Here is a 19839-nt window from a genome sequence, read left to right as displayed (position 1 = left end):
GGTAATAAAAATGCATGACTTTGAGTTTTACAATCCGACAAAAATTATTTTTGGGAAAGGTAAAGAAAACCTTATTGGAAAAGTTTTGAAAGATTACGGCATCAAAAAAGTTTTATTTTTATATGGTCAATCATCAATCAAAAAGATAGGCTTGTATGATAGAGTGATATCAAGCTTAAATGAAAATGGCATCCAGTGGATTGAACATGGAGGAGTAAAGCCTAATCCGGTACTTAGCCATACAAGAGAAGGAATAGAAAAAGCTAAAAAAGAAAATGTAGATGCTGTTTTAGCTGTTGGCGGCGGCTCTGTACTTGATGAAGGAAAAGCCATTGCAGTGGGAGCAAAATCAGATGTAGATGTATGGGAATACTTCCATAGAGACAAAGAGATTACAGATGCACTTCCTGTGTTTGCAATTCTCACGTTGGCAGCAACAGGAAGTGAAATGAATGGATACGCTGTTATCACAAATGAAGAAACGCAAGAAAAATTATCCATAGGCTCTGAGTTAATCTATCCAAAAGTTTCTATTTTAAATCCAGAATTGACTTTCACAGTGTCTAAGGAGTATCAAGCTTACGCGGCGGTTGATGCAATAGCACACACAATAGAATGGTATTTTACTTGCACAGTCTGTCCTAATTTAGAAAATAGGCTTGTAGAAAGCATAGTGAAAACAGCTATGGAAACAACAGAGAAAATATTACAAAATCCAACAGATTATGATGCAAGGGCTGAATTTATGTGGGCAGCAACCCTTGCACTAAATGGCATTACAAGAACAGGCTATGCAGGTGGTGTTTATGTAAATCATATGATAGCCCATTCTCTTGGAGCTTTATACGACCTTCCACATGGAGCTTGTTTATCCATTGTTATTCCTGCCTGGATGTGGTGGTATAAAGACAAAAACAGAAAACAATTTGATAGATTTGCAAAAGAAGTGTTTAACCTACCGACAGCAGAGGAAGGAATAAAAGCTTTAAAAAATTGGTTTAGTAAAGTTGGAGCACCGGTTTCACTTCAAGATGAAAAAATACCATCATCAGATATAGATAAGATAGCTAACCATGTTTATAACACAACTGCAAAGCTATGGGGATTGGATAAAATCTATACAGTAGATAAAATAAAAGAGATTTTATACTTGGCATTAAGGAGTAATACTCTATGAGCACAAAGGATAAAATTATCTTAGCAGCAAAAGAGCTGTTTTCTACAAAAGGATATCACGAGACGAAAGTCTCAGATATTGTAGAAAAAGCCGGCGTCGCACAAGGAACATTTTATCTATACTTTAAAAGTAAAGAAGATTTATTTTTAGAGCTGATAAAAACTCTTCATCGCAGGCTTATGGAAGATTTAGAAAAATACTATCACAAAGAAGATAGCTTTGAAGTTAAAATAAAGAATCTTTTAGAAGATTTTATAACAGAAATCTACAACAACAAAGAAATAGCAATAATATTTTTCCATTATCTACTTGGAATTAACGAAGAGTTTAAGAATATCTACATTCAAAAAATCTCAGATTTACAAAAACTTTTAGCAAAAATCATAGAAAAAGACCTGCCAGGTCAGGACTCTTTTGTCGTTTCCAATCTTATCATTGGATACATTAGACAGCTTATTTTTAACTGTTTACTTATGAAAAATGAAAGTTTAGAGAAATTAAAGGAAAGGTTAGACCAGGGCTTAAATATAATATTCAAAGGCATAAAATAAAGAGGTTTTGTAATGAAAAAATTAATTCTCCCCGTCTTAACAGCTTGGACGTTTTCCTACGGACTCACCTTACAAGATGCTATAAATGAAGCAGTTGCAAACAATCCAGAGCTAAAATCTTATAGTCAGCAGATAGTAACTTCTGAGTATCAGTTAAAAGCAGATGAAAATCTTCAATTTCCAACTTTTTTTGCATCGGCATCAGAAAAATTTTATAACAAAACACCAATGACAAAAATTCCTAACTTTCCAATCTCCTTTAAACAGTCTAACAAAGACTTTTTTACATTCGACATAGGACTAAACCAAGCAATCTATACAGGCGGACAGGTAAAAAACAAGATCCAGATATCAAAGCACAACCTTGAAGCTACAAAGTATTACTATAAAGAGATGAAAGATGAGATTACAGCACAAGTAGTAAAAGCTTATTTAGATGTTTTTGTTGCATCGGCGTTAGTAGATGTTTATAAAAAAGAGTATCAAGCTGTTGAGTCTATCTATAAACAACAGCAAGAATTTTTTAAAGAAGGTTTGATAACAAAGGTTGACTTACTACAATCAAAGGTAAGACTTGCAGAAGTAGAAAGGTCTCTAACAGAAGCAAAAGGAAATCTGAAAATAGCACTTGCAAGACTTTCAAAGCTAACAGGAAAAAATATACAGGAAGATGAAAAATTTGAAAAACCAGTTTTAAACATAAAAGAGCTAGAAAATTATCAAGAGCTTTTAATGCAAGCATTAAATAACAGAAATATAATCTCATTCTACAAAGAAAACATAAAACAATCTCAAGCTAAGGCAGAGATAGAAAAGGCGCAGTTTTTGCCAAAGGTTTTTGTTCAAGGTGAATATCTGTACACAACACAGAGTCCATACCTTGACCCAAAAGGAAATTTTGTATTTACAGCAGGATTACAAGTAGAATTTCAAGGAGTGGAGCCATATTATAAATATCTGTCAGCAAAATCAAACACGCAAAAACTTAACTATGACCTTGAAAATATTAAAGAAAATATAAAACTTGAGATAAAAACAGCCTATGAAAATTACATCACTGCAAAACAAAACCTAAAAGTAGCAGAAGAAAGTCTTGCCTATGCAAAAGAGTACTTTGAGCTTGTAAAAGAGCAGTACGCTAACCAGCTTGCAACAAACACAGATTTATTAAATGCTGAAAGCTCATATACAAAAGCCTACGAAAGCAAAGAAATAAACTTCTACAATCTGCAAAAAGCATACGTTGACCTTATGAAGTCAGCAGGAAGATTAGAAGAGGTATTAAAATGAAGAAAAGTATAGGTCTTTTTGTTGTCTTAGTTTTAATTCTTATTTTTACAGTTTTTGCCTTCACATGGATAGAACACAGAATGAAGTATGTAATATCAGATGCTGTTTTTGTTGAGACTGATTATTTGTCTAATGTAGGATTCAACAGAGTAAGCGGGAAAATCATCCAGCTGTACAAAAAAGAAGGCGACGCAGTAAAAGCAGATGAAACAATAGCTAAAATAGATGACACAGATTACAAAATCCAACTTGAAAATATAAACTATGAGATAGAAAGTCTAAAAAAACAAAAATCACAATTAGAAAATCAGCTTTCAAGAATCATACACGAAAATGAATTAAATCAAAAAATTACAAGCTTAACCACGCAGGAGATTGAGAAAAAAATAGAGAGCCTAAGCGCACAAAAATCTCAAGCAGAAGCACAGATTGAAAAAGCTAAAAAAGATGAAGAAAGATATAGAAACCTTTTAGAAAAAGGGCTTGTCCCAAAGGCTAAGTATGAAGAGATAAACACACAGCTAAAAGTGTTATTAGACCAGAGAAAAGCAATAGAAAAATCTATCTCAGAACTTAATGTATCAAAGGCTAAATCTAAAGAGAGTGTAGAGCTTGTAAAAACACAAGGACAGGTAAGTAAAGAAATCCAAGACCAAATCTCAGCACTTGAAAATAAGATTTTAGCACTTACAAAACAAAAAGAAGATTTAGAAAATCAAATAAAATACACAGAGCTTAAATCTCCGTACAATGGCATCATTGCTAAAAAGTACGTATCCATTGGTGATATTGTAAAAGCCGGACAGCCGATTTATGCAATAGTCAAAGAAAATAGCTTTTATATAAAAGTTTTACTTGAAGAGACTAAGCTAAGCGGTGTAAAGGTTGGCAACAAAGCATACATAAAGTTGGACGCATATCCTGACAAAACCTTTGAAGGTGAGGTGGAAAGTATAGATATTTCATCTGCTGCAAAGTTTGCACTTGTTCCAAGGGATATATCAGCAGGAGAGTTTACTAAATTGGCACAAAGGATACCGGTGAAAATAAGAATAACAAAAGGGGATATAAGCCTTTTAAGAGTTGGCTTAGGCGGAGAGGTAGAGATTGAGAAAAAGTGATGGAAAATAAGCCTATCTATGAAACAATTACAAACTTAGAAAGAGGATTAATCACTTTTATAGTTATGACCGGAGCCTTTATGGCTATCTTGGATACAACCATCGTTGACATTGTCGTTCCAAAGATGATGGGACCACTTCAAACAGACCTTTACGGTATTCAGTGGGTAATAACAGCCTACATGATAGCTTCAGCTGTAATGTTAATTTTATCAGAGTGGCTTGATAAAGTCATAGGTCTTAGAAAGGTATTTATAGCCGGAATCGTGATATTTACACTTTCATCTTATATGTGTGGAGTAGCACAATCATTAGATTGGATGATATCGTCAAGAATCACGCAAGGTATCGGCGAAGCTTTGATTATGGCAACAGCACAAACGATTTTATTTTCTGTCTATCCGGAAGAAAAAAAAGGATTAGCAATGGGGATATTTGGGCTTGGTGTTAGCTTTGCACCGGCACTTGGACCAACTCTTGGGGGATACATTACAGAGTATTTAAATTGGAGATGGGTGTTTTTTATCAACCTTCCAGTAGGAATTTTAACAACTATCCTTGCAATTTTTTATCTTCCAGAAACAAGCATGATAAGAGAAAAGGCAAAGCTAAATTTTATATCCTATTTTTTCTTATCTGTTTTTACAATAGCTTTATTAATATTGCTTTCAAAAGGACAACAGCTTGGTTGGTTCATGTCTGATGCTATAGTATATCTAACGATAATTTCAGGGTTTGCATTACTGTTTTACATTCTTTCAGAACTCCTATCAAAAGAGCCATTGATAGATTTTAGAATTTTTTTAATCAAAGAATACTTTGTCGGTTTTATGGTATTTTTCTTACTTCTTGGATTTTCAATGTATCAGATTTTTTACCTTCTTCCGCTTTACTATGAAAACTTAAAAGGACTTCCAACCTTTGAGGCAGGACTTCATATACTTGCCTTTGCGTTTTTTATAGCTTTATTCTCTCCCGTTGCCGGCATTTTGTCTGATAAGTGGAATGAAAAGTATGTTTTATACATAGCAACAGTTTTATACTTGATTACATCTATCTTTATAATTCCAAAGTTAGATTACTACACACCAACAGTTAAAGCTGCAATAATGACCATTCCTCTTGGCATTTCTATGGGAATGTTTTTTGCACCGGTTACAACCTTAGCACTTAGAAAGCTTGGACCAAAAACATCCCTCGGTACAGGACTTATGCATTATGGAAGGTTTGTAGGTGGTTCATTTGGAACCGCTATAGCTACAAATGACTTATACAAGCACCAATGGGAGCATTTTGAAGGGATAAATGCAATGCAAAATTACAATTACATAAGTCAGTTTATTGATAAAATCAAAGAAAATATGGTAGCAGTTCCGGAAAACGTAGCAGAGCTAAAAGCCAAGGCTTTATTTTATGGCGTCGAATATCTTCACAGTCTAAACTTTTCATTTCAAGATACATTTTTTATTGCCGGACTATTTGGCTTACTTGGAGCTTTACCTGTTATTTATATGTGGATTTCCGGTTTGATTGGTTTTAATTCTAACAATACATATGATTAAAAATTCGAAAAAGTTTGAGATATTTCGTTGTAGCTTCAGAATGACTTTGTATCCAAATTTTTAACTACATTTATTTCCTTTAAGTTTTCAGCTTAGTATTTTCTTGCTAAATTGAGAATAGTAAATAAATAATTTTTTCCAGCTTCCTGGTCTTAAAAACTAAGACATTATAATTATAATATAAAAATATATTAAATATAATATATTGTTGAAATTTATCGTAATTAGTATTATCTTTATATCAACAAATAAAAGGAGGTATGTGCTATGGAAACTTATGTAGTATTTCTGCTCTTATTTACTTTAGGTATGTTAGCTTACGTAATTTATTTTGTCAAAAGATCAAAGGAAGAAATTAAAGAAAAAGTTGAAGAGGTATCCTGCAAAATTAACCCAGTAATTCAAAAAATTTCTGGAGAAAAATACGAATGCGAAGAAGGAGAAATTCACTTCAAAACTCAAGAAAAACAATAACCTTTATGGTGGGCTCAAAAGCCCACTTTTTAATATTTATCTAAAAAGTATATTCCTTTAATTGGTAAGTATTGTTCAAAAACATGTTGTAGATTTAAAGACTCGCTAATGATTTTTCCGTGTCCGCCAGTCAGTATTATGTTAAATTTACATTTATATTCATCTTCAATTTTACTAATAACACCTTCAACTAATGAGATGTATCCATTATATATTCCAGATTGAATGCTTGAAATAGTATTTTTACCTACAATATTTGAAGGCTTTTCAATCTTAACTTTTGGAAGTTTGGCAGTTTTTGAAAACAAGCAATTTACAGAAGATTCTAATCCAGGAAAAATAAGCCCGCCATCATATTCAGAGTTTTTATTAACCACATCAAAAGTTACTGCCGTACCAAAATCGATTGCTATTAATGGTGGATTTAAAATATTTATAGAAGCAAAAGCGTTCAAAATCCTATCCGCTCCAACTTCTGACGGGTTTTCATAATTGATTTTCAAAGGAACTTTTACATCCGTTCCTATTAATAACGGATTTACATTCAATAGTTTTTCTAAAGCCTTAGTGATTTTTTCTTCAACCTGTGGAACTACAGAAGATATATAAATTTTATTAATATTTGTTTCATCCAAATTGTAAAAGTTTAAGAAAAAAGAAAAGTTAATCAACCAGTCATCAATGGTTTTTCCGTGGTCTGTTTTAAATTTTAATGTTTCAATTTTATCTAAATCCTTTATATATCCAATCTCTGTGGTTGTATTACCAATGTCAACTGCTAATATCAACTTTCTTCTTTACCTTTACTAAAGACTAAATTTTTATATCTAAAGAAATAATCAACAGTTGCTTTGTAAAGACTTTGAGCAAACTTTTCTAAAAATTCATCATTTGCCAATAATCTTGCATCATTTTCATTTGTTATAAATGCTGTTTCTACCAAAACAGATGGAATTGATGGAGTTTTTAAAACTGCAAAGTTAGCCGATTCAATTCTTTTAAACTCAGTATCTTTCAAGTTTCTCTTTAAATAAATCTGAGCAAATTTTGCAAAGTTTAATCCTTCTGTCATTGTATGGCTTATAGCCATATCTGCTACTATTTTATTTACATTTGGATTAGCACTAACTTTTATAACATTTAATACTGTTTTATTCTCTCTTTCCTCTACGATTTTGGCAAGTTTTGAAGTAGCACCTCTTAAATTTAATGTGTATATGTAAGTTCCGGAAAGATTTGGATTTTCAGATGCGTTTGTGTGAATACTTATAAACAAATCTGCCTTTTTTTCTAAAGCGATCAATGTTCTATCATACAGGGGAATAAATCTATCATCTTCTCTTGTTAGATATACTTTAAATCTTGGGTCTTTTTCTAATAATGATTTAAGTTTTAAAGCAACTTTTAGATTGATATCCTTCTCTCTTAGACCGTTAGCCGTTGCACCAGGGTCATGTCCACCATGTCCCGGGTCTATGACTATTATTTTCTTTCTTCCTGCAAAACTTTTTGGTACTTCTATTTCTATAGAATCTGAAGAGTTGTTATCTGAAGCTTGCGTTTCTAAACTTCTTAGAATTTTATTTAAAACATCATCTGAATCTTTTTTTGAAACCGCTTTTTTAGAGTCTTTATTTTCTTTAGTAGTATTGTTATTTTCATTTATACTTTGTTTTAATACTTTCAAATCAATAACCAATCTATCTGGATTTGAAAGACTAAACACTTTAGGGTCTATGTTATCATTTATATCTAAATAGATTATGGTTTTCTTAGTAATTATATCTTTTGATATTTCTATAGATTTAACAAATTTTGGGTCAAAATTTATAGCTGAGTTTTTAAATTCACCATTTATCTTGAAAATAAGAGTATTAGATAATGGTAAATATTCATAATTTTTTACATCATCAAAAACAATTCTATAACCATAATCTTTTATTCCAGTTCTGATTTCAAATGCTTCTACATAAAAAATACATATTAATATGCTTAAAAATATATATCTTAATGTTTCCATATTAAATTTATCGGATTTTTGTATAAAAACTTAAACTAATAAAACCCGAGACCCAAAAACTGAGTCCCGGAAGTAGATGTTTACTGAGAAAGTTCTTTTCTTAATCTTTTAGCTACGTTTACCATATTTCTTAATGATGGTATTGTCTCTTCCCATCCTCTTGTTTTTAAACCACAGTCTGGATTTACCCAGATAAGGTCTTTTCTAATGTATTTTAATGACCTTCTTAAAATTTCTTCTATTTCTTCTTCTCTTGGAATTCTTGGAGAGTGTATATCGTAAACTCCTATACCAATTCCATGGTCGTAGTTAAATCTTTCAAACGCTTCTAAGATTTCTCCTTTACTTCTTGATGCTTCAATAGAGATAACATCAGCATCCATTTTGTGGATGTACTCAATAATTTCATTGAATTCTGAATAACACATATGAGTATGGATTTGGATCTCATCTTTAACCGTATCATGGCTAAGCTTAAACGCTTTTACTGCCCAGTTTAAGTAAGCTTCTTGTTTAGATTTTTTGAGCGGCAATCCTTCTCTAAATGCCGGTTCGTCTATTTGAATGATTTTTATGCCGGCTTTTTCAAGGTCTAAAACTTCTTCTCTTAAGGCTATTGCTATTTGATAAGCTACTTCTTCTTTTGGAATGTCTTTTCTGTAGAAAGACCAGTTTAGAATTGTAACAGGTCCTGTAAGCATACCTTTTACCGGTCTGTCAGTTAAGCTTTGTGCATAAACTGTTTCTTTTAATGTCATTGGATTTGGTCTTGAAACATCACCGTAAATAATAGGTGGTCTTACACATCTTGTACCATATGATTGAACCCAGCCGTTTTTAGTAAATGCAAAACCTTCCAACTTCTCGCCAAAGAATTCAACCATATCTGTTCTTTCAAACTCACCATGAACTAAAACGTCTAAGTCTAACTCTTCCTGAACTTTTATAACATACTCAATCTGTTTTTTAATAAAGTTTTCGTACTCTTCCTGGGAAATTCTTCCGGCTTTGTAGTCTGCTCTGTACTTTCTAACTTCTTGTGTTTGTGGAAAGCTTCCGATTGTTGTTGTTGGAAGTAAAGGAAGTTTTAATAATTCCATTTGCTTTTTATATCTTTCTTCAAATGGAGTTTTTCTTCCAACTTCTGCATTTCTTATTTGCGCAACTGTTTGTCTTACTGCTTCGTTATTGTATTTAGATATGATAGATTTAACATCTGTGTCTGGTAGATCAACGCCGTTTGCAAAGTGGTCTCTCAATGATTTTAGCTCTGCCAATCTTTCGTCAGCAAAAGCAAGAATATTTATAAGGTCTTGTGATAAATGTCCTTTCTCCGGCTCTAAACTAACTGGTAAATGGAATAATGGTGCTGCATTAGACAAGATAATGTTTTCTGGTTTTATATAGTTTGATAATTCTTTAATTAAGTTTGCAGTTTCTTTCAAATTTGTCTTCCATGGGTCTCTTCCGGATACAACGCCAGCAACCAATATTTTATCTGCCGGAAATCCATATTTTCTAATGTTTTCTAAGTTTTCATTGTTTACTACAAAATCAAGACCAATTCCATGAACCGGTAAGTTTACAAGCTTATCATAGCTTGAAAGGCTTTCATAATAAGTGTTAACAATTACTTTTAAGTTTTTGATTTCGTCCATTACTTTTTCATACGCTTTTAATGCTAGTCCAACTTCTTCATCAGATAAATCTAAAACAAATGCTGGCTCGTCTAACTGAACGTATTCAACGCCTTCATTTTCAAGCTCTTTTAAAACTTGGTTGTATAAAGATGTAAAAAGGTCTAAGTATCCTGCAAATTTACTGCTTTCGCTTGCTTTAACCATTTTCATTAAGATTGAGCCTTCTTGTCTTTCATAGACTTTTGAAAGGTAAACAAAAGTAAATGGTCCTACCAAAACAGGCTTAGTTTTAATTCCAAGTGCTTCTTTTACATATCTGTATGATTTAAGGGGTCTGTTTTTAACAAGCTTAATATCTCCTGCAAGCTCCGGAACTATGTAGTGATAGTTTGTATCAAACCATTTTGTCATTTCGCAGGCAATAGCTTTATCTGTTCCTCTTGCCATTGCAAAGTATCTATCAAGAGAGTCTTCTATATACTTAAATCTTTCCGGGATTACATTAAACATAGTTGCTGTATCAAGAACAAAGTCATAGAGAGAAAAATCATTAGATGGAATAATATCAACACCGTTATCAATAGCCTTTTTAACTCTACTAAGATTTATTTCTGATGCCTTTGAGATAAGCTCATCTTTTGATACTTGACCTTTCCAGTAAGCTTCTACAACTTTTTTTAACTCCCTGTTTGGTCCAATTTTTGGATAGCCGTGAATGGTTGTTTTCATAAATTTTCCTCCTGAAAAATATTAATTTTGCCATAAATTATACCTTATATTGATTCTAATTTCAAATGCAAATCATTTGCATTTTATCGTTTGGTAGTTTAAAATTAAATGACAAGTAAATAGTGAGTTGTATGAAAAATTATTTCTCACTACTTTAAACGGTATTAGTTAATATAAAGGAGAGCTATATCTTGGATGAAAAATTAGCGATTTTTATAGAATTTAAAATGAGATCCTTCGGCCTTACGGCCTCAGGATGACAAAGAACGATCCAATGGTGTCATTCTGAGCGTAAGCGAAGAATCTCTTCTCCTTTTGTCTAAAAGAGGAGAGTCTTCGACCTCGGGATGACAAAGAAGAATTGATGAAAAGTAAGCTTTATTCTAATATAAAGGAGAGTTATGGAAAAGTTAATCATACCAAAAGGATTTAAAGCAACAAAACAAAGAAAGGCAATCTTAGAAGTTTTGGAAGAATGTAAAATACCTGTTCATGCAGAGGATATTTATTTAAAGCTAAAAGAAAAAGGAATTGATATAAGTTTATCTACTATCTATCGTAATCTTGATATGCTTCAAAAACAAGGATTGGTAGTCAAAGCTTACATGATTGGAGAAGATAAAGCAAGGTTTGGTCTTTCTTCTAAGAAGAATTACTTAATTTGCCAAAAATGTAAAAAGATTGTAATTATTGATAACTGCCCGTTTGAAAAGTTTAAAGAAGAGTTGATAGAAGTTCATGGATTTGATATTTTAGACCATAGCATTGAAGTTTATGGCATCTGTCCAGAGTGTAAGAAAGAGGAATAAAAATTGTTAATATTAACATAAGATTTAACTTAGCTAACTAATTATAAGTTCTCAATTTTTTTAACTTTCAAAAGAAAATATTAACCTGTTAATTAATTCAGCAATATATATTACCTATCTTCCAATATAGAAACAAATCTTTTTATGCTATTTTTCGCTATTTATTATCATTTTTAAATTTTTCAAAATGATAAAAAATTCTAAAGTAATTTACGTGAGAGTGCTTTTAAATTTTAACGAAGAATCTCCGTTCTTTTACTCTCACTTATCACTGTACGGGCAATTCATGAATTGCCTCTACTTACTTTCTCACCTTCTTTAAATCAGGAGGTCCATCGGACTAAAGTCCTCAGGATGACGTGAGAAGGTAAATTTACAAAAATATTAGAACATTCTCATAATTCACGTTTATTTAATGTTAAATATGAGTTATAATTATGTTAAAATTTTTTAGAAAAATTAACAAAAGGAGGAAGGTGTGAGGAAATCACTTTTTGTCGCTGGAATTTTATCATTAAGTTTCTTAGCTCAAGCTGAGGAGGTTTTAAAACTTGATAAAGTCCAGTTTACAGCTACAAAGTCAGAAAGAGAAGAAAAGGAAACGCCGGCATCTACGGCTACGATTACAAAAGAAGAGTTAAAATTTGAAAGAGGATTTAATCTATCAGAAAGTTTAAGTGAAGTCTCTGGCGTTAATGCTGAAACAAAAAACGGTGGTTATGATGTTAGATTAATCATCAGGGGAGGGGGATTAAACGCTCCTTATGGTATAAGACAGATTAACATTTTATTGGACGGCGTTCCGATTACTGACCCAGACGGTATGACAAGGCTTGATTTTGTAAATCCACAACTTATTGACCAAATAGAAATAGTAAAGGGTCCAAACTCAACTTTATATGGTGCTAACGCAATTGGTGGTGTTGTAAACTTTATTACTAAACCAGTATGGACTGTCCAAGGTTTAAAGCTTAAGACTGGTTTCGGAAATTATAACACACAGCTTTACAACTTACTGTATGGGAATAATTACAAAGGAAAATTATTCTACTACGTTGACATCACAAGAAGGTCAACAGACTCATGGCGGGAATGGAACGAGTTTAAATCTACGCAAGCATCTTTTAAAATTGGATATCTCTTTGATGATAAATCTTCCATAGAAACATACTTTAACTACTCAAAAGCAGATTTACAACTTCCTAACAGTTTAACTAAACAACAATTTGATACAGACCCATCTAAGCAATATAAAGAAAATGTATGGATACATAGTGGAAGATACAGCGAGATTTATTTCTTTAATACGAAATATCAAAATCAGTTAACAGATAGCTTTACAATTAAACCAATATTTTACATTCAAAAGTGGAGTCATTACCACCCTGTAACAGGCTTCATAAACGATGGTGGTGCTAAGGTTTTTGGTACCGATTTTATAACAGAGCTTAAACATTCATTGTTTGGCATCAACTCAACGTTAATCTCTGGCTTTCAAATTCAACATGACAAATATGATGCAGATAAATATACTTATGGATATGTTATGTGTTCAACCGGACCATGTAATCCAAGACCAAATATAGATGTCATAAAATACACACTTTCCGACCAAAAAGGAAGATTAGCAGAAACAGATCATAACAAAATTCTTAAATACGGATTTTACGCCCAAGAAACGCTTATACCCACAAAAAATCTCCTAATCGACATTGGACTTAGATGGGATGCTGTTAAATTTGACCTAAATCAACAAAACTATATTGATTATAACTACTCACTAACAAATGCAAGATATATAATCTCTAACAGTAATACACAAATTAACAGAACGTTTAGATTTATAAGCCCAAAGATAGGGTTTAGCTATGCGGTAGCACCTATAACGAATATTTATGCATCTTTTAGTGCAGGATTCCAGACACCACAGTGGAGTCAGCTAACCTATAATCCAAATTTAAAAAATACAAAAGCTTACCAGTATGAGATTGGAACAAAGACAGTTAAGTCAGACGAATACAGTTTTAACACAGCGTTCTTCTTCATAGACTCGAGGGACGAGATAACACAAGTGTTAGATGGGTCAAGGACGTCTTTTGCAAATGCTGGTAAAGTTAATAAAAAAGGCGTTGAAATAGACGGAAGGTTTAAAGTATACGATGGTTTGTATATAGGCGGGTCCTATACATATAGCGATTTTATTTATAAAGAATATATAGAAGTTAAAAGGGTTGGTTCAAGCTTTCGTGCATATGATAGAAGCAATAATAGATTGGAGTATATTCCAAAGCATAAATACACGTTGTATGTTTATTACTTCCATCCATCTGGATTTAAGGCAAAGATAGACACTAACACTTGGGGTCAGTACTACACAAATGCAGCAAATACAGGAAAATACAAAGGTTATGAGTTTTTGACAAATCTGTTTTTAGGCTATGAAAAGAAAAATTTAGAGCTTGGTTTTAGTGTTTACAACTTGACAGATAAAAAATATGCAGTTGAAGTTAAAGAAGATTCATCTACTCCATATGTTCCTGGTGCCCCAAGAACTTATTTTGTCTATGGTAGTTATAAATTCTAACAACATTTTGGAGGTGTGGTGATATGCAAGAGGTAAAAGTTGAATTAAAAGATTTTAGAAAAGAGGGAAGGAATATTTTTGACATTCCTGTTGCTGGCAATCTATTAAGAAATATTAACTTTTTAAACGGTGTTAGGTTGTTTTTACTTTTTTTAGTCATCTATGCAATCGTTTATGGCTTTATTAATCCTACCAAAGAAAACTTATTTACAACCGGTCTTTTTTGGGGTCTATTTTGGCCATTTTTCATGATTATCACACTTCCAACCGTTGGAAGATTCTTTTGCACCATTTGTCCTCATGGGTTTTTAGGTAGATTCTTTACTAAGATAGGATTAAACAAAAACCTTCCGGTTAAACTGAAAAATCCTCTAATCGGTCTATTTGTACTGATTTTGGTTTATTGGTTTGTAGTATATACATTCCCATCTGTTTACAATAACCCACTTCCAACAGCTTTACTTTTCTTAGCCTTTACGATCTTAGCTATTACTGTATCGTTTGTATTTAGAAATGGTGTTTATTGTAAATATTTTTGTCCAATAGGCTCTATTTGTACATCTTTTAATAGAGTTGGCTTTACATGGCTCTCTACCAACCATGAAGACTGCTTAAAGTGTAAAAAGCCTGATTGTGCGATAGCTTGTCCGTATAAATTTAACCCATCTAAGTTTGACAGCAAAAACTCAATGGAAGAATGTATTCTCTGCATGGAATGTGCAAACGCTTGCAGCTCAGTAAGATGGGAGATTAGAAAATGGGGTCATTCTCTGTATGAAAAAATATCAAAACCTCATAGCTTTGAAGTTTGGACTTACATATTAATAATCGGCGTGATAACAATTACCATGAAGTTTCATCATGGCTTGTCAAGAACAGGACTTGCTGACTCTTTACCTTGGACAATAATCGGTAAATATTTAGACAGTATCTTTCAATTCCCAAAAGGCGTTGATATAGTTGGTTTTGTTGCTCTGTTGATGGGTATCGGGTCGGCTTTGCTCTTTAGTACAGTTGGATTTTATATAGCATCAAAAATTTTAAACACCGATTATACAAACTTATTTAACAACATAGGTTATGCTTTTGCTCCAATCATGATTGTTGGGGGATTGTCTCATGCGCTCTCATTTTTCTTCTTTGATTACTATCCACACTTTGTAAATGGAATATCCCAAGCGTTTTTCTTAAATATAACCGTAGAACCTCTTGCTTCAAGGTCAGACCCATGGCTTAGGTTCTTTACAATCTTTAACTACATAGCTGGCTTTTGGAGTTTATACTTGATTTATAGAAGAATGTCTTTGTTTGGTTTTAATCTGCATCCAAGGTTCAAGATAGCATTCCTATTTGCTTCCGCACTTCCTATATTTTATATTCTGCTAAGTGTATTTCAGCAGTACGCATTTATGGCTTATCCGCCAACTCACCATCACCATCACCATTGATGGTATAATTGATTTATAATTTTCGATAAGGAGAAATAAATGAGCATTACAGAAATAGTTTTAAAACTTGCCTTAATCGGTGGAGACCCTGTTCTTTATATCTTGCTTATCATGAGCATCATCAACTTTGCAATTATCATCGAGAGATTTATCACTTACAAGACGATAGAAAAAAACTTAACAAAGTTTGAACCGTTAGAGTTGAAAATGTCCTTAGAAAAAAGGCTTGGAATTTTGGCAACTTTTGGAAACAACGCACCGTTTATAGGCTTATTTGGAACAGTTTTAGGAATAATAAAAGCATTTCATAGTCTTGCAACCTCAACAGAGTTTGGAGTGAGAGTTGTAATGGCTGGAATATCAGAAGCATTGGTAGCAACCGCGATGGGTCTTTTTGTAGCAATTCCGGCTGTTATAGCTTATAACTACTTTGTAAGAAAGGCAAAATTTTTAATGATGGTCTACGAAGAGTCTAAAAAGTAGGAGCTGAAGATGAAACTTATTGACGAAAATGAAAAAGAAATATCTGAAATAAACATGATTCCTTTGGTAGATATAGTCTTAGTTATCTTAATCATTTTTATGGCAACTGCTACGTTTATGGTAGAAGGAAAAATTCCCCTTGACCTTCCAAAGGCAAAAACAGGAGAACCTGCAAAATCTACACAAAAAAGAATAGAAATAACAATCAAAAAAGATGGTATATATTTTGAAGGGCAAAAAGTAAGTCCAGAAGAGCTTAAACAAAAACTCCAAGCAGTAAAAACAGATGAAAATCAAGTAGTCGCTTTAAGGTCAGAAAAAGATGTAATTTTTCAAGATGTTGTAACAGTTATAGATGTTTGTAGACAGGTAGGATTAGAAAAGTACATAATAGAGACAAAAAAAGAATAGTATGAACTTTAAGAAAGAAAGACTTTTAGTTATATCCTTAGCATTATCTTTATTAATCCATGCGCTGCTTTTTAGCTCATTTTTTCTGCTTAAACCAAAGCCAAAAGAAGAAAAAGAAAAAATAATCACAGTGAGTCTTGATGAAGACTTTAAAAAAGAGTTTAAACCACCGGTAGAAGAAAAAAAGATGATACAGAAAAATGAAGCATTACCGCAAACTAAATCCTTACCAAAGGTAGAAGAAAAAAAGATAGTGCAGCAAAAAGAAACATTACCACCACCGCAACCTGCACCAAAGCCACAGCCGGAAAAACCTAAACCTATCGTCAAACCAGAATCAGAAACGCCAAAACAAGAAGCTCAAAAACCGCAAGAAAAACAAAACACTCAACAACCTATAAAACAAAATCCACCACAAACTCAACCAACTCAACAAACACAACCTACCACAGCACAGACACAAAAAACAGAACCAACGCCGATAGACTTATCAAAAGGAAGACCAGACCAATTTAAACAACCGGAAAAAAAGGAAGAAGATATAGACGGCTACCTTAAAGAATTGATAAGATATCTAAATCAGCAGGCAAGAGAGAGAGATTTATATCCACCAATTGCTAAAAGATTAAAAATAGAAGGTCAAGTAATTGTAAGGGTAACTATAAATGAAGATGGAACAATAGACGAAAACTCTATAAAAATAGTAGAATCAAGCGGATATAACGTTCTTGACAGAGGAGCCATTGAGATTTTAAAGAAATTACAACCATACAAAAAACCGCCAAAGAGAATAACAGTAGAAATCCCGATAGTATTTCAGATTATTTATATGTAGCTTATGAGACTGCTTGCAAAAATCAACATTGTTATTCTGCAGCCGTGCGAAGAATCTCCTGTTTTCTTTTCAAATCAAAAAATCAAAAGAGAAGATTCTTCGGACTTACGTCCTCAGGATTACACAGAAAGGTAAGTTTGCGAGAATTTTGGAACACTCTTTGTAGCTTATTGCAAACATCTGTTTAATGGATTATAATTTATGAAATATTTAGGATTATCTTCGAGGTAAATATTGGCTTACGAAGCTTTTTCAAGAAAATATAGACCAAAATCTTTTCAAGAAGTGATAGGTCAGGAGCATGTTGTTAAGACTTTAAAAAATGCTGTAAAGCTTGATAGAGTATCACATGCTTACATCTTTTCTGGACCAAGAGGCGTTGGAAAAACAACCATAGCAAGAATCCTTTCAAAAGTCTTAAACTGTAAAAATCCGGTAGATTATGAATCTTGCAATCAGTGTGAAAACTGTATTGAAATAGATAAAGGCTCTTTTCCGGACATGTATGAAATTGACGCAGCATCTAACAGAGGTATAGATGATATAAGAATGATTCGTGATAACGTTGGATACCAGCCAATAAAAGGAAAATACAAAGTATATATAATAGATGAAGCACATATGCTTACAAAAGAAGCATTCAACGCCCTTTTAAAAACCTTAGAAGAACCACCACCAAGAAACATTTTTATCTTAGCAACAACAGAACTTTACAAAATACCTGAAACCATAAAATCAAGATGTCAAACATTTATATTTAAGCCACCAACAAAAGAGCAGATAAAAAACTATCTTTTGAGAATATTAAACAATGAAAAAATTCCATATGAAGAAGATGCGGTAGAGTTATTAGCCCAAGAGCTTGAAGGTGGTATGAGAGATTCGGCAAGTCTTTTAGACCAAGCAGTAACTTATGCAGAAGGAAAGCTTACAAGAAAAGATGTAGAAGAAATTCTCGGAATAGTTCCATACAGCTATGTACAAAAGTTTTTAAGAAATATTAAAGACTTAAAAGTTGATGAAAACATAAAATTAATTGATACACTTGAAGACGAAGGATATGATATAAACGTATTTTGGAAACAGCTTTTAGAAGCCATTCACAAAACACTTATAGACTTAGCACTTGATAAAGAAGATGAAATTTTTTCAAAAGAAGATTTAAAATCTCTTATTTATTTAAAAACCATTTTCACAAAAACATATTCAGAGGCAAGAACATTTTTTGACCCAAAACAGATTTATCATCTAACAATTTTAAAAACGTTGTATTTAGACAGCATTAAAAGAATAGAGCAGCTTTTTGCTGAAGGCGTTCAAGTTGTCCCTAAAAAAGAACCTGAAGTATTAAAACAAGAAATCAAACCACAAGAAAAACAAGAAACTAAACAACAAGAAGAAATAAAGCCAAAAGAAGAGCAAAAACAGGATTTAAACAAAATCATTAGTCAGATTATAAAAAATGAAAAAGTCATAGCAGTAATAATTAAAAACGCAGAAATTAAAGAAGATGAAAACGCAGTTTACATAAAAGTTAAATCAAAAAGCGAAGAAGACATTTTAAGAGACAATATGAGTATTTTAACTAAATACTTCAGTAAAGAAATATTTATATCGTCTCCGGAAGAAAAAAAAAGTAAAGTTAAAGAATCTAAAAAAGACGAGGCAGTAGAAAAGGTTTTAGAGCTTTTCCCCGGTTCAAAAATAATCACTTACAAAAAGGAGGATGATAATGTTTAACTTTGGAAATTTGGCTGAGTTAATGAAACAGGCACAAAGCATAAAAGAAAACGTTGAAAAAGCAAAAGAAGAGCTTAAAAATGAAAAAATAGTCGTTGAAGTTGGCGGAGGAATGGTGAAGGTTGTATCAGATGGTCTTGGAACAGTGTTAGATTTAGAAATAGATAAATCACTTCTTAATGAAAACGAATACCCAGTCTTAAAAGATTTGCTTATCGCGGCTATAAATGAAGTATCAGAAAGGTCTAAGGAAGTTGTAGCAGATAAAATTTCTCAAGCTACCGGTCTTCCTATGAATATGTCTAAATTTGGTGGTATGTTTTGAATATAGTTCCGGAGACTATTCAGCAGGTTATATCGGAAATATCTAGACTACCAGGTTATGGAGAAAAGACAGCCCAAAGATTAGCTGTCAATCTATTAAAAATGCCCAAAGGTGAAGCGGTAGACCTTGTAAGACACTTGGCTTTAATGCTTGACAAAGTTCATCTTTGCAGAGAATGCGGAATTTTTACAGAAAAAGAAATTTGCGATGTATGTAGTGATGAAAGTAGAGATAGGTCTGTTATCTGTGTAGTTGAAGAGTCTTTTGATGCTTTTATGATTGAAAATACAGGCAAATACAGCGGACTTTATCATGTTTTAGGCGGAAGGCTTTCTCCATTAGAGGGAATAGGTCCAGAAAAGCTAAACATAAAATCTTTGATTGACAGAATAAAAAAATTAAATGTAAAAGAAATTATCTTTGCAACAAATCCAACAGTAGAAGGCGAAGCAACAGCAAATTATATACATAATTTGATAAAAAACTATCCTATAACCATCTCAAGATTAGCTTATGGCTTACCTTTTGGCGGAGTATTAGAAAATGCAGATGATTTTACATTAGCCAAAGCATTGGAAAATAAACAGATTTTGAAGTGAGAAGTATTAAAAGAAGTATCAGGACTTGATAAAAAGATGAT

Annotated in this window: 18 protein-coding genes; 15 read left to right on the top strand and 3 right to left on the bottom strand. The window is 32.5% G+C overall.

The window, feature by feature from the left end:
- The first annotated feature begins 10 nt into the window (after window positions 1–10).
- From SYO3AOP1_RS07110 to SYO3AOP1_RS07085, 6 genes are all read left to right on the top strand, one after another.
- Window positions 11–1177 carry an iron-containing alcohol dehydrogenase gene (locus SYO3AOP1_RS07110; RefSeq protein ID WP_012460047.1) on the top strand — a complete coding sequence of 389 codons (1167 nt, stop codon included), beginning with the start codon at window positions 11–13 and terminating at the stop codon, window positions 1175–1177.
- Window positions 1174–1728: a TetR/AcrR family transcriptional regulator gene (locus SYO3AOP1_RS07105; RefSeq protein WP_012460046.1), complete on the top strand. Its 555-nt coding sequence runs from the start codon at window positions 1174–1176 to the stop codon at window positions 1726–1728. Before SYO3AOP1_RS07110 ends, SYO3AOP1_RS07105 begins: the two co-directional genes overlap by 4 nt.
- Window positions 1729–1740: 12 nt before the next feature.
- Complete coding sequence (locus SYO3AOP1_RS07100; RefSeq protein ID WP_012460045.1) at window positions 1741–3018, top strand: TolC family protein; 1278 nt, start codon at window positions 1741–1743, stop codon at window positions 3016–3018.
- Complete coding sequence (locus SYO3AOP1_RS07095; RefSeq protein ID WP_012460044.1) at window positions 3015–4139, top strand: HlyD family secretion protein; 1125 nt, start codon at window positions 3015–3017, stop codon at window positions 4137–4139. Before SYO3AOP1_RS07100 ends, SYO3AOP1_RS07095 begins: the two co-directional genes overlap by 4 nt.
- Window positions 4139–5701, top strand: coding sequence for a DHA2 family efflux MFS transporter permease subunit (locus SYO3AOP1_RS07090; RefSeq protein WP_012460043.1), 1563 nt, complete (start codon window positions 4139–4141; stop codon window positions 5699–5701). Before SYO3AOP1_RS07095 ends, SYO3AOP1_RS07090 begins: the two co-directional genes overlap by 1 nt.
- Window positions 5702–5968: 267 nt before the next feature.
- Complete coding sequence (locus SYO3AOP1_RS07085) at window positions 5969–6175, top strand: hypothetical protein (RefSeq protein WP_012460042.1); 207 nt, start codon at window positions 5969–5971, stop codon at window positions 6173–6175.
- Window positions 6176–6204: 29 nt separating this feature from the next.
- Here the strand turns inward: SYO3AOP1_RS07085 and SYO3AOP1_RS07080 are convergent, their stop codons facing one another.
- The 3 genes from SYO3AOP1_RS07080 to metE form a co-directional block, all read right to left on the bottom strand.
- A complete protein-coding gene (locus SYO3AOP1_RS07080; protein ID WP_012460041.1) occupies window positions 6205–6963 on the bottom strand; it encodes a type III pantothenate kinase in 759 nt (252 codons plus the stop codon).
- On the bottom strand, window positions 6960–8195 hold the full coding sequence (locus SYO3AOP1_RS07075; protein ID WP_012460040.1) for an N-acetylmuramoyl-L-alanine amidase: 1236 nt from the start codon (window positions 8193–8195) through the stop codon (window positions 6960–6962). The genes SYO3AOP1_RS07080 and SYO3AOP1_RS07075 overlap by 4 nt, the downstream gene beginning before the upstream one ends.
- 80 nt (window positions 8196–8275) lie before the next feature.
- On the bottom strand, window positions 8276–10564 hold the full coding sequence (gene metE, locus SYO3AOP1_RS07070; protein ID WP_012460039.1) for a 5-methyltetrahydropteroyltriglutamate--homocysteine S-methyltransferase: 2289 nt from the start codon (window positions 10562–10564) through the stop codon (window positions 8276–8278).
- A gap of 401 nt (window positions 10565–10965) precedes the next feature.
- Here metE and SYO3AOP1_RS07065 point away from each other — a divergent pair, with 401 nt between their 5' ends.
- From SYO3AOP1_RS07065 to recR, 9 genes are all read left to right on the top strand, one after another.
- Entirely contained in the window at window positions 10966–11373 is a 408-nt protein-coding gene (locus tag SYO3AOP1_RS07065; RefSeq protein ID WP_012460038.1) for a transcriptional repressor, read from the top strand.
- Window positions 11374–11851: 478 nt separating this feature from the next.
- Window positions 11852–13957, top strand: coding sequence for a TonB-dependent receptor (locus SYO3AOP1_RS07060; RefSeq protein WP_012460037.1), 2106 nt, complete (start codon window positions 11852–11854; stop codon window positions 13955–13957).
- 23 nt (window positions 13958–13980) lie between these two features.
- On the top strand, window positions 13981–15405 hold the full coding sequence (locus SYO3AOP1_RS07055) for a 4Fe-4S binding protein (protein ID WP_012460036.1): 1425 nt from the start codon (window positions 13981–13983) through the stop codon (window positions 15403–15405).
- 39 nt (window positions 15406–15444) lie between these two features.
- Window positions 15445–15888: a MotA/TolQ/ExbB proton channel family protein gene (locus SYO3AOP1_RS07050; protein WP_012460035.1), complete on the top strand. Its 444-nt coding sequence runs from the start codon at window positions 15445–15447 to the stop codon at window positions 15886–15888.
- A gap of 9 nt (window positions 15889–15897) precedes the next feature.
- Complete coding sequence (locus SYO3AOP1_RS07045; RefSeq protein ID WP_012460034.1) at window positions 15898–16299, top strand: biopolymer transporter ExbD; 402 nt, start codon at window positions 15898–15900, stop codon at window positions 16297–16299.
- A gap of 1 nt (window position 16300) precedes the next feature.
- The gene (locus SYO3AOP1_RS07040) at window positions 16301–17134 is read left to right on the top strand and encodes an energy transducer TonB (protein WP_012460033.1); all 834 of its coding nucleotides are present in this window, start codon (window positions 16301–16303) and stop codon (window positions 17132–17134) included.
- A 234-nt stretch (window positions 17135–17368) separates the two neighbouring features.
- Complete coding sequence (dnaX, locus tag SYO3AOP1_RS07035; RefSeq protein ID WP_012460032.1) at window positions 17369–18874, top strand: DNA polymerase III subunit gamma/tau; 1506 nt, start codon at window positions 17369–17371, stop codon at window positions 18872–18874.
- Window positions 18867–19199, top strand: a complete 333-nt coding sequence (locus SYO3AOP1_RS07030) for a YbaB/EbfC family nucleoid-associated protein (protein WP_012460031.1) — start codon at window positions 18867–18869, stop codon at window positions 19197–19199. The genes dnaX and SYO3AOP1_RS07030 overlap by 8 nt, the downstream gene beginning before the upstream one ends.
- On the top strand, window positions 19196–19798 hold the full coding sequence (recR, locus tag SYO3AOP1_RS07025; RefSeq protein ID WP_012460030.1) for a recombination mediator RecR: 603 nt from the start codon (window positions 19196–19198) through the stop codon (window positions 19796–19798). The genes SYO3AOP1_RS07030 and recR overlap by 4 nt, the downstream gene beginning before the upstream one ends.
- Window positions 19799–19839: the final 41 nt, after the last annotated feature.

It is taken from the genome of Sulfurihydrogenibium sp. YO3AOP1 (assembly GCF_000020325.1).
In the GTDB taxonomy this organism is placed as follows: Bacteria; Aquificota; Aquificia; order Aquificales; family Hydrogenothermaceae; genus Sulfurihydrogenibium.
This window is presented reverse-complemented; position numbering and strand designations above follow the sequence as displayed.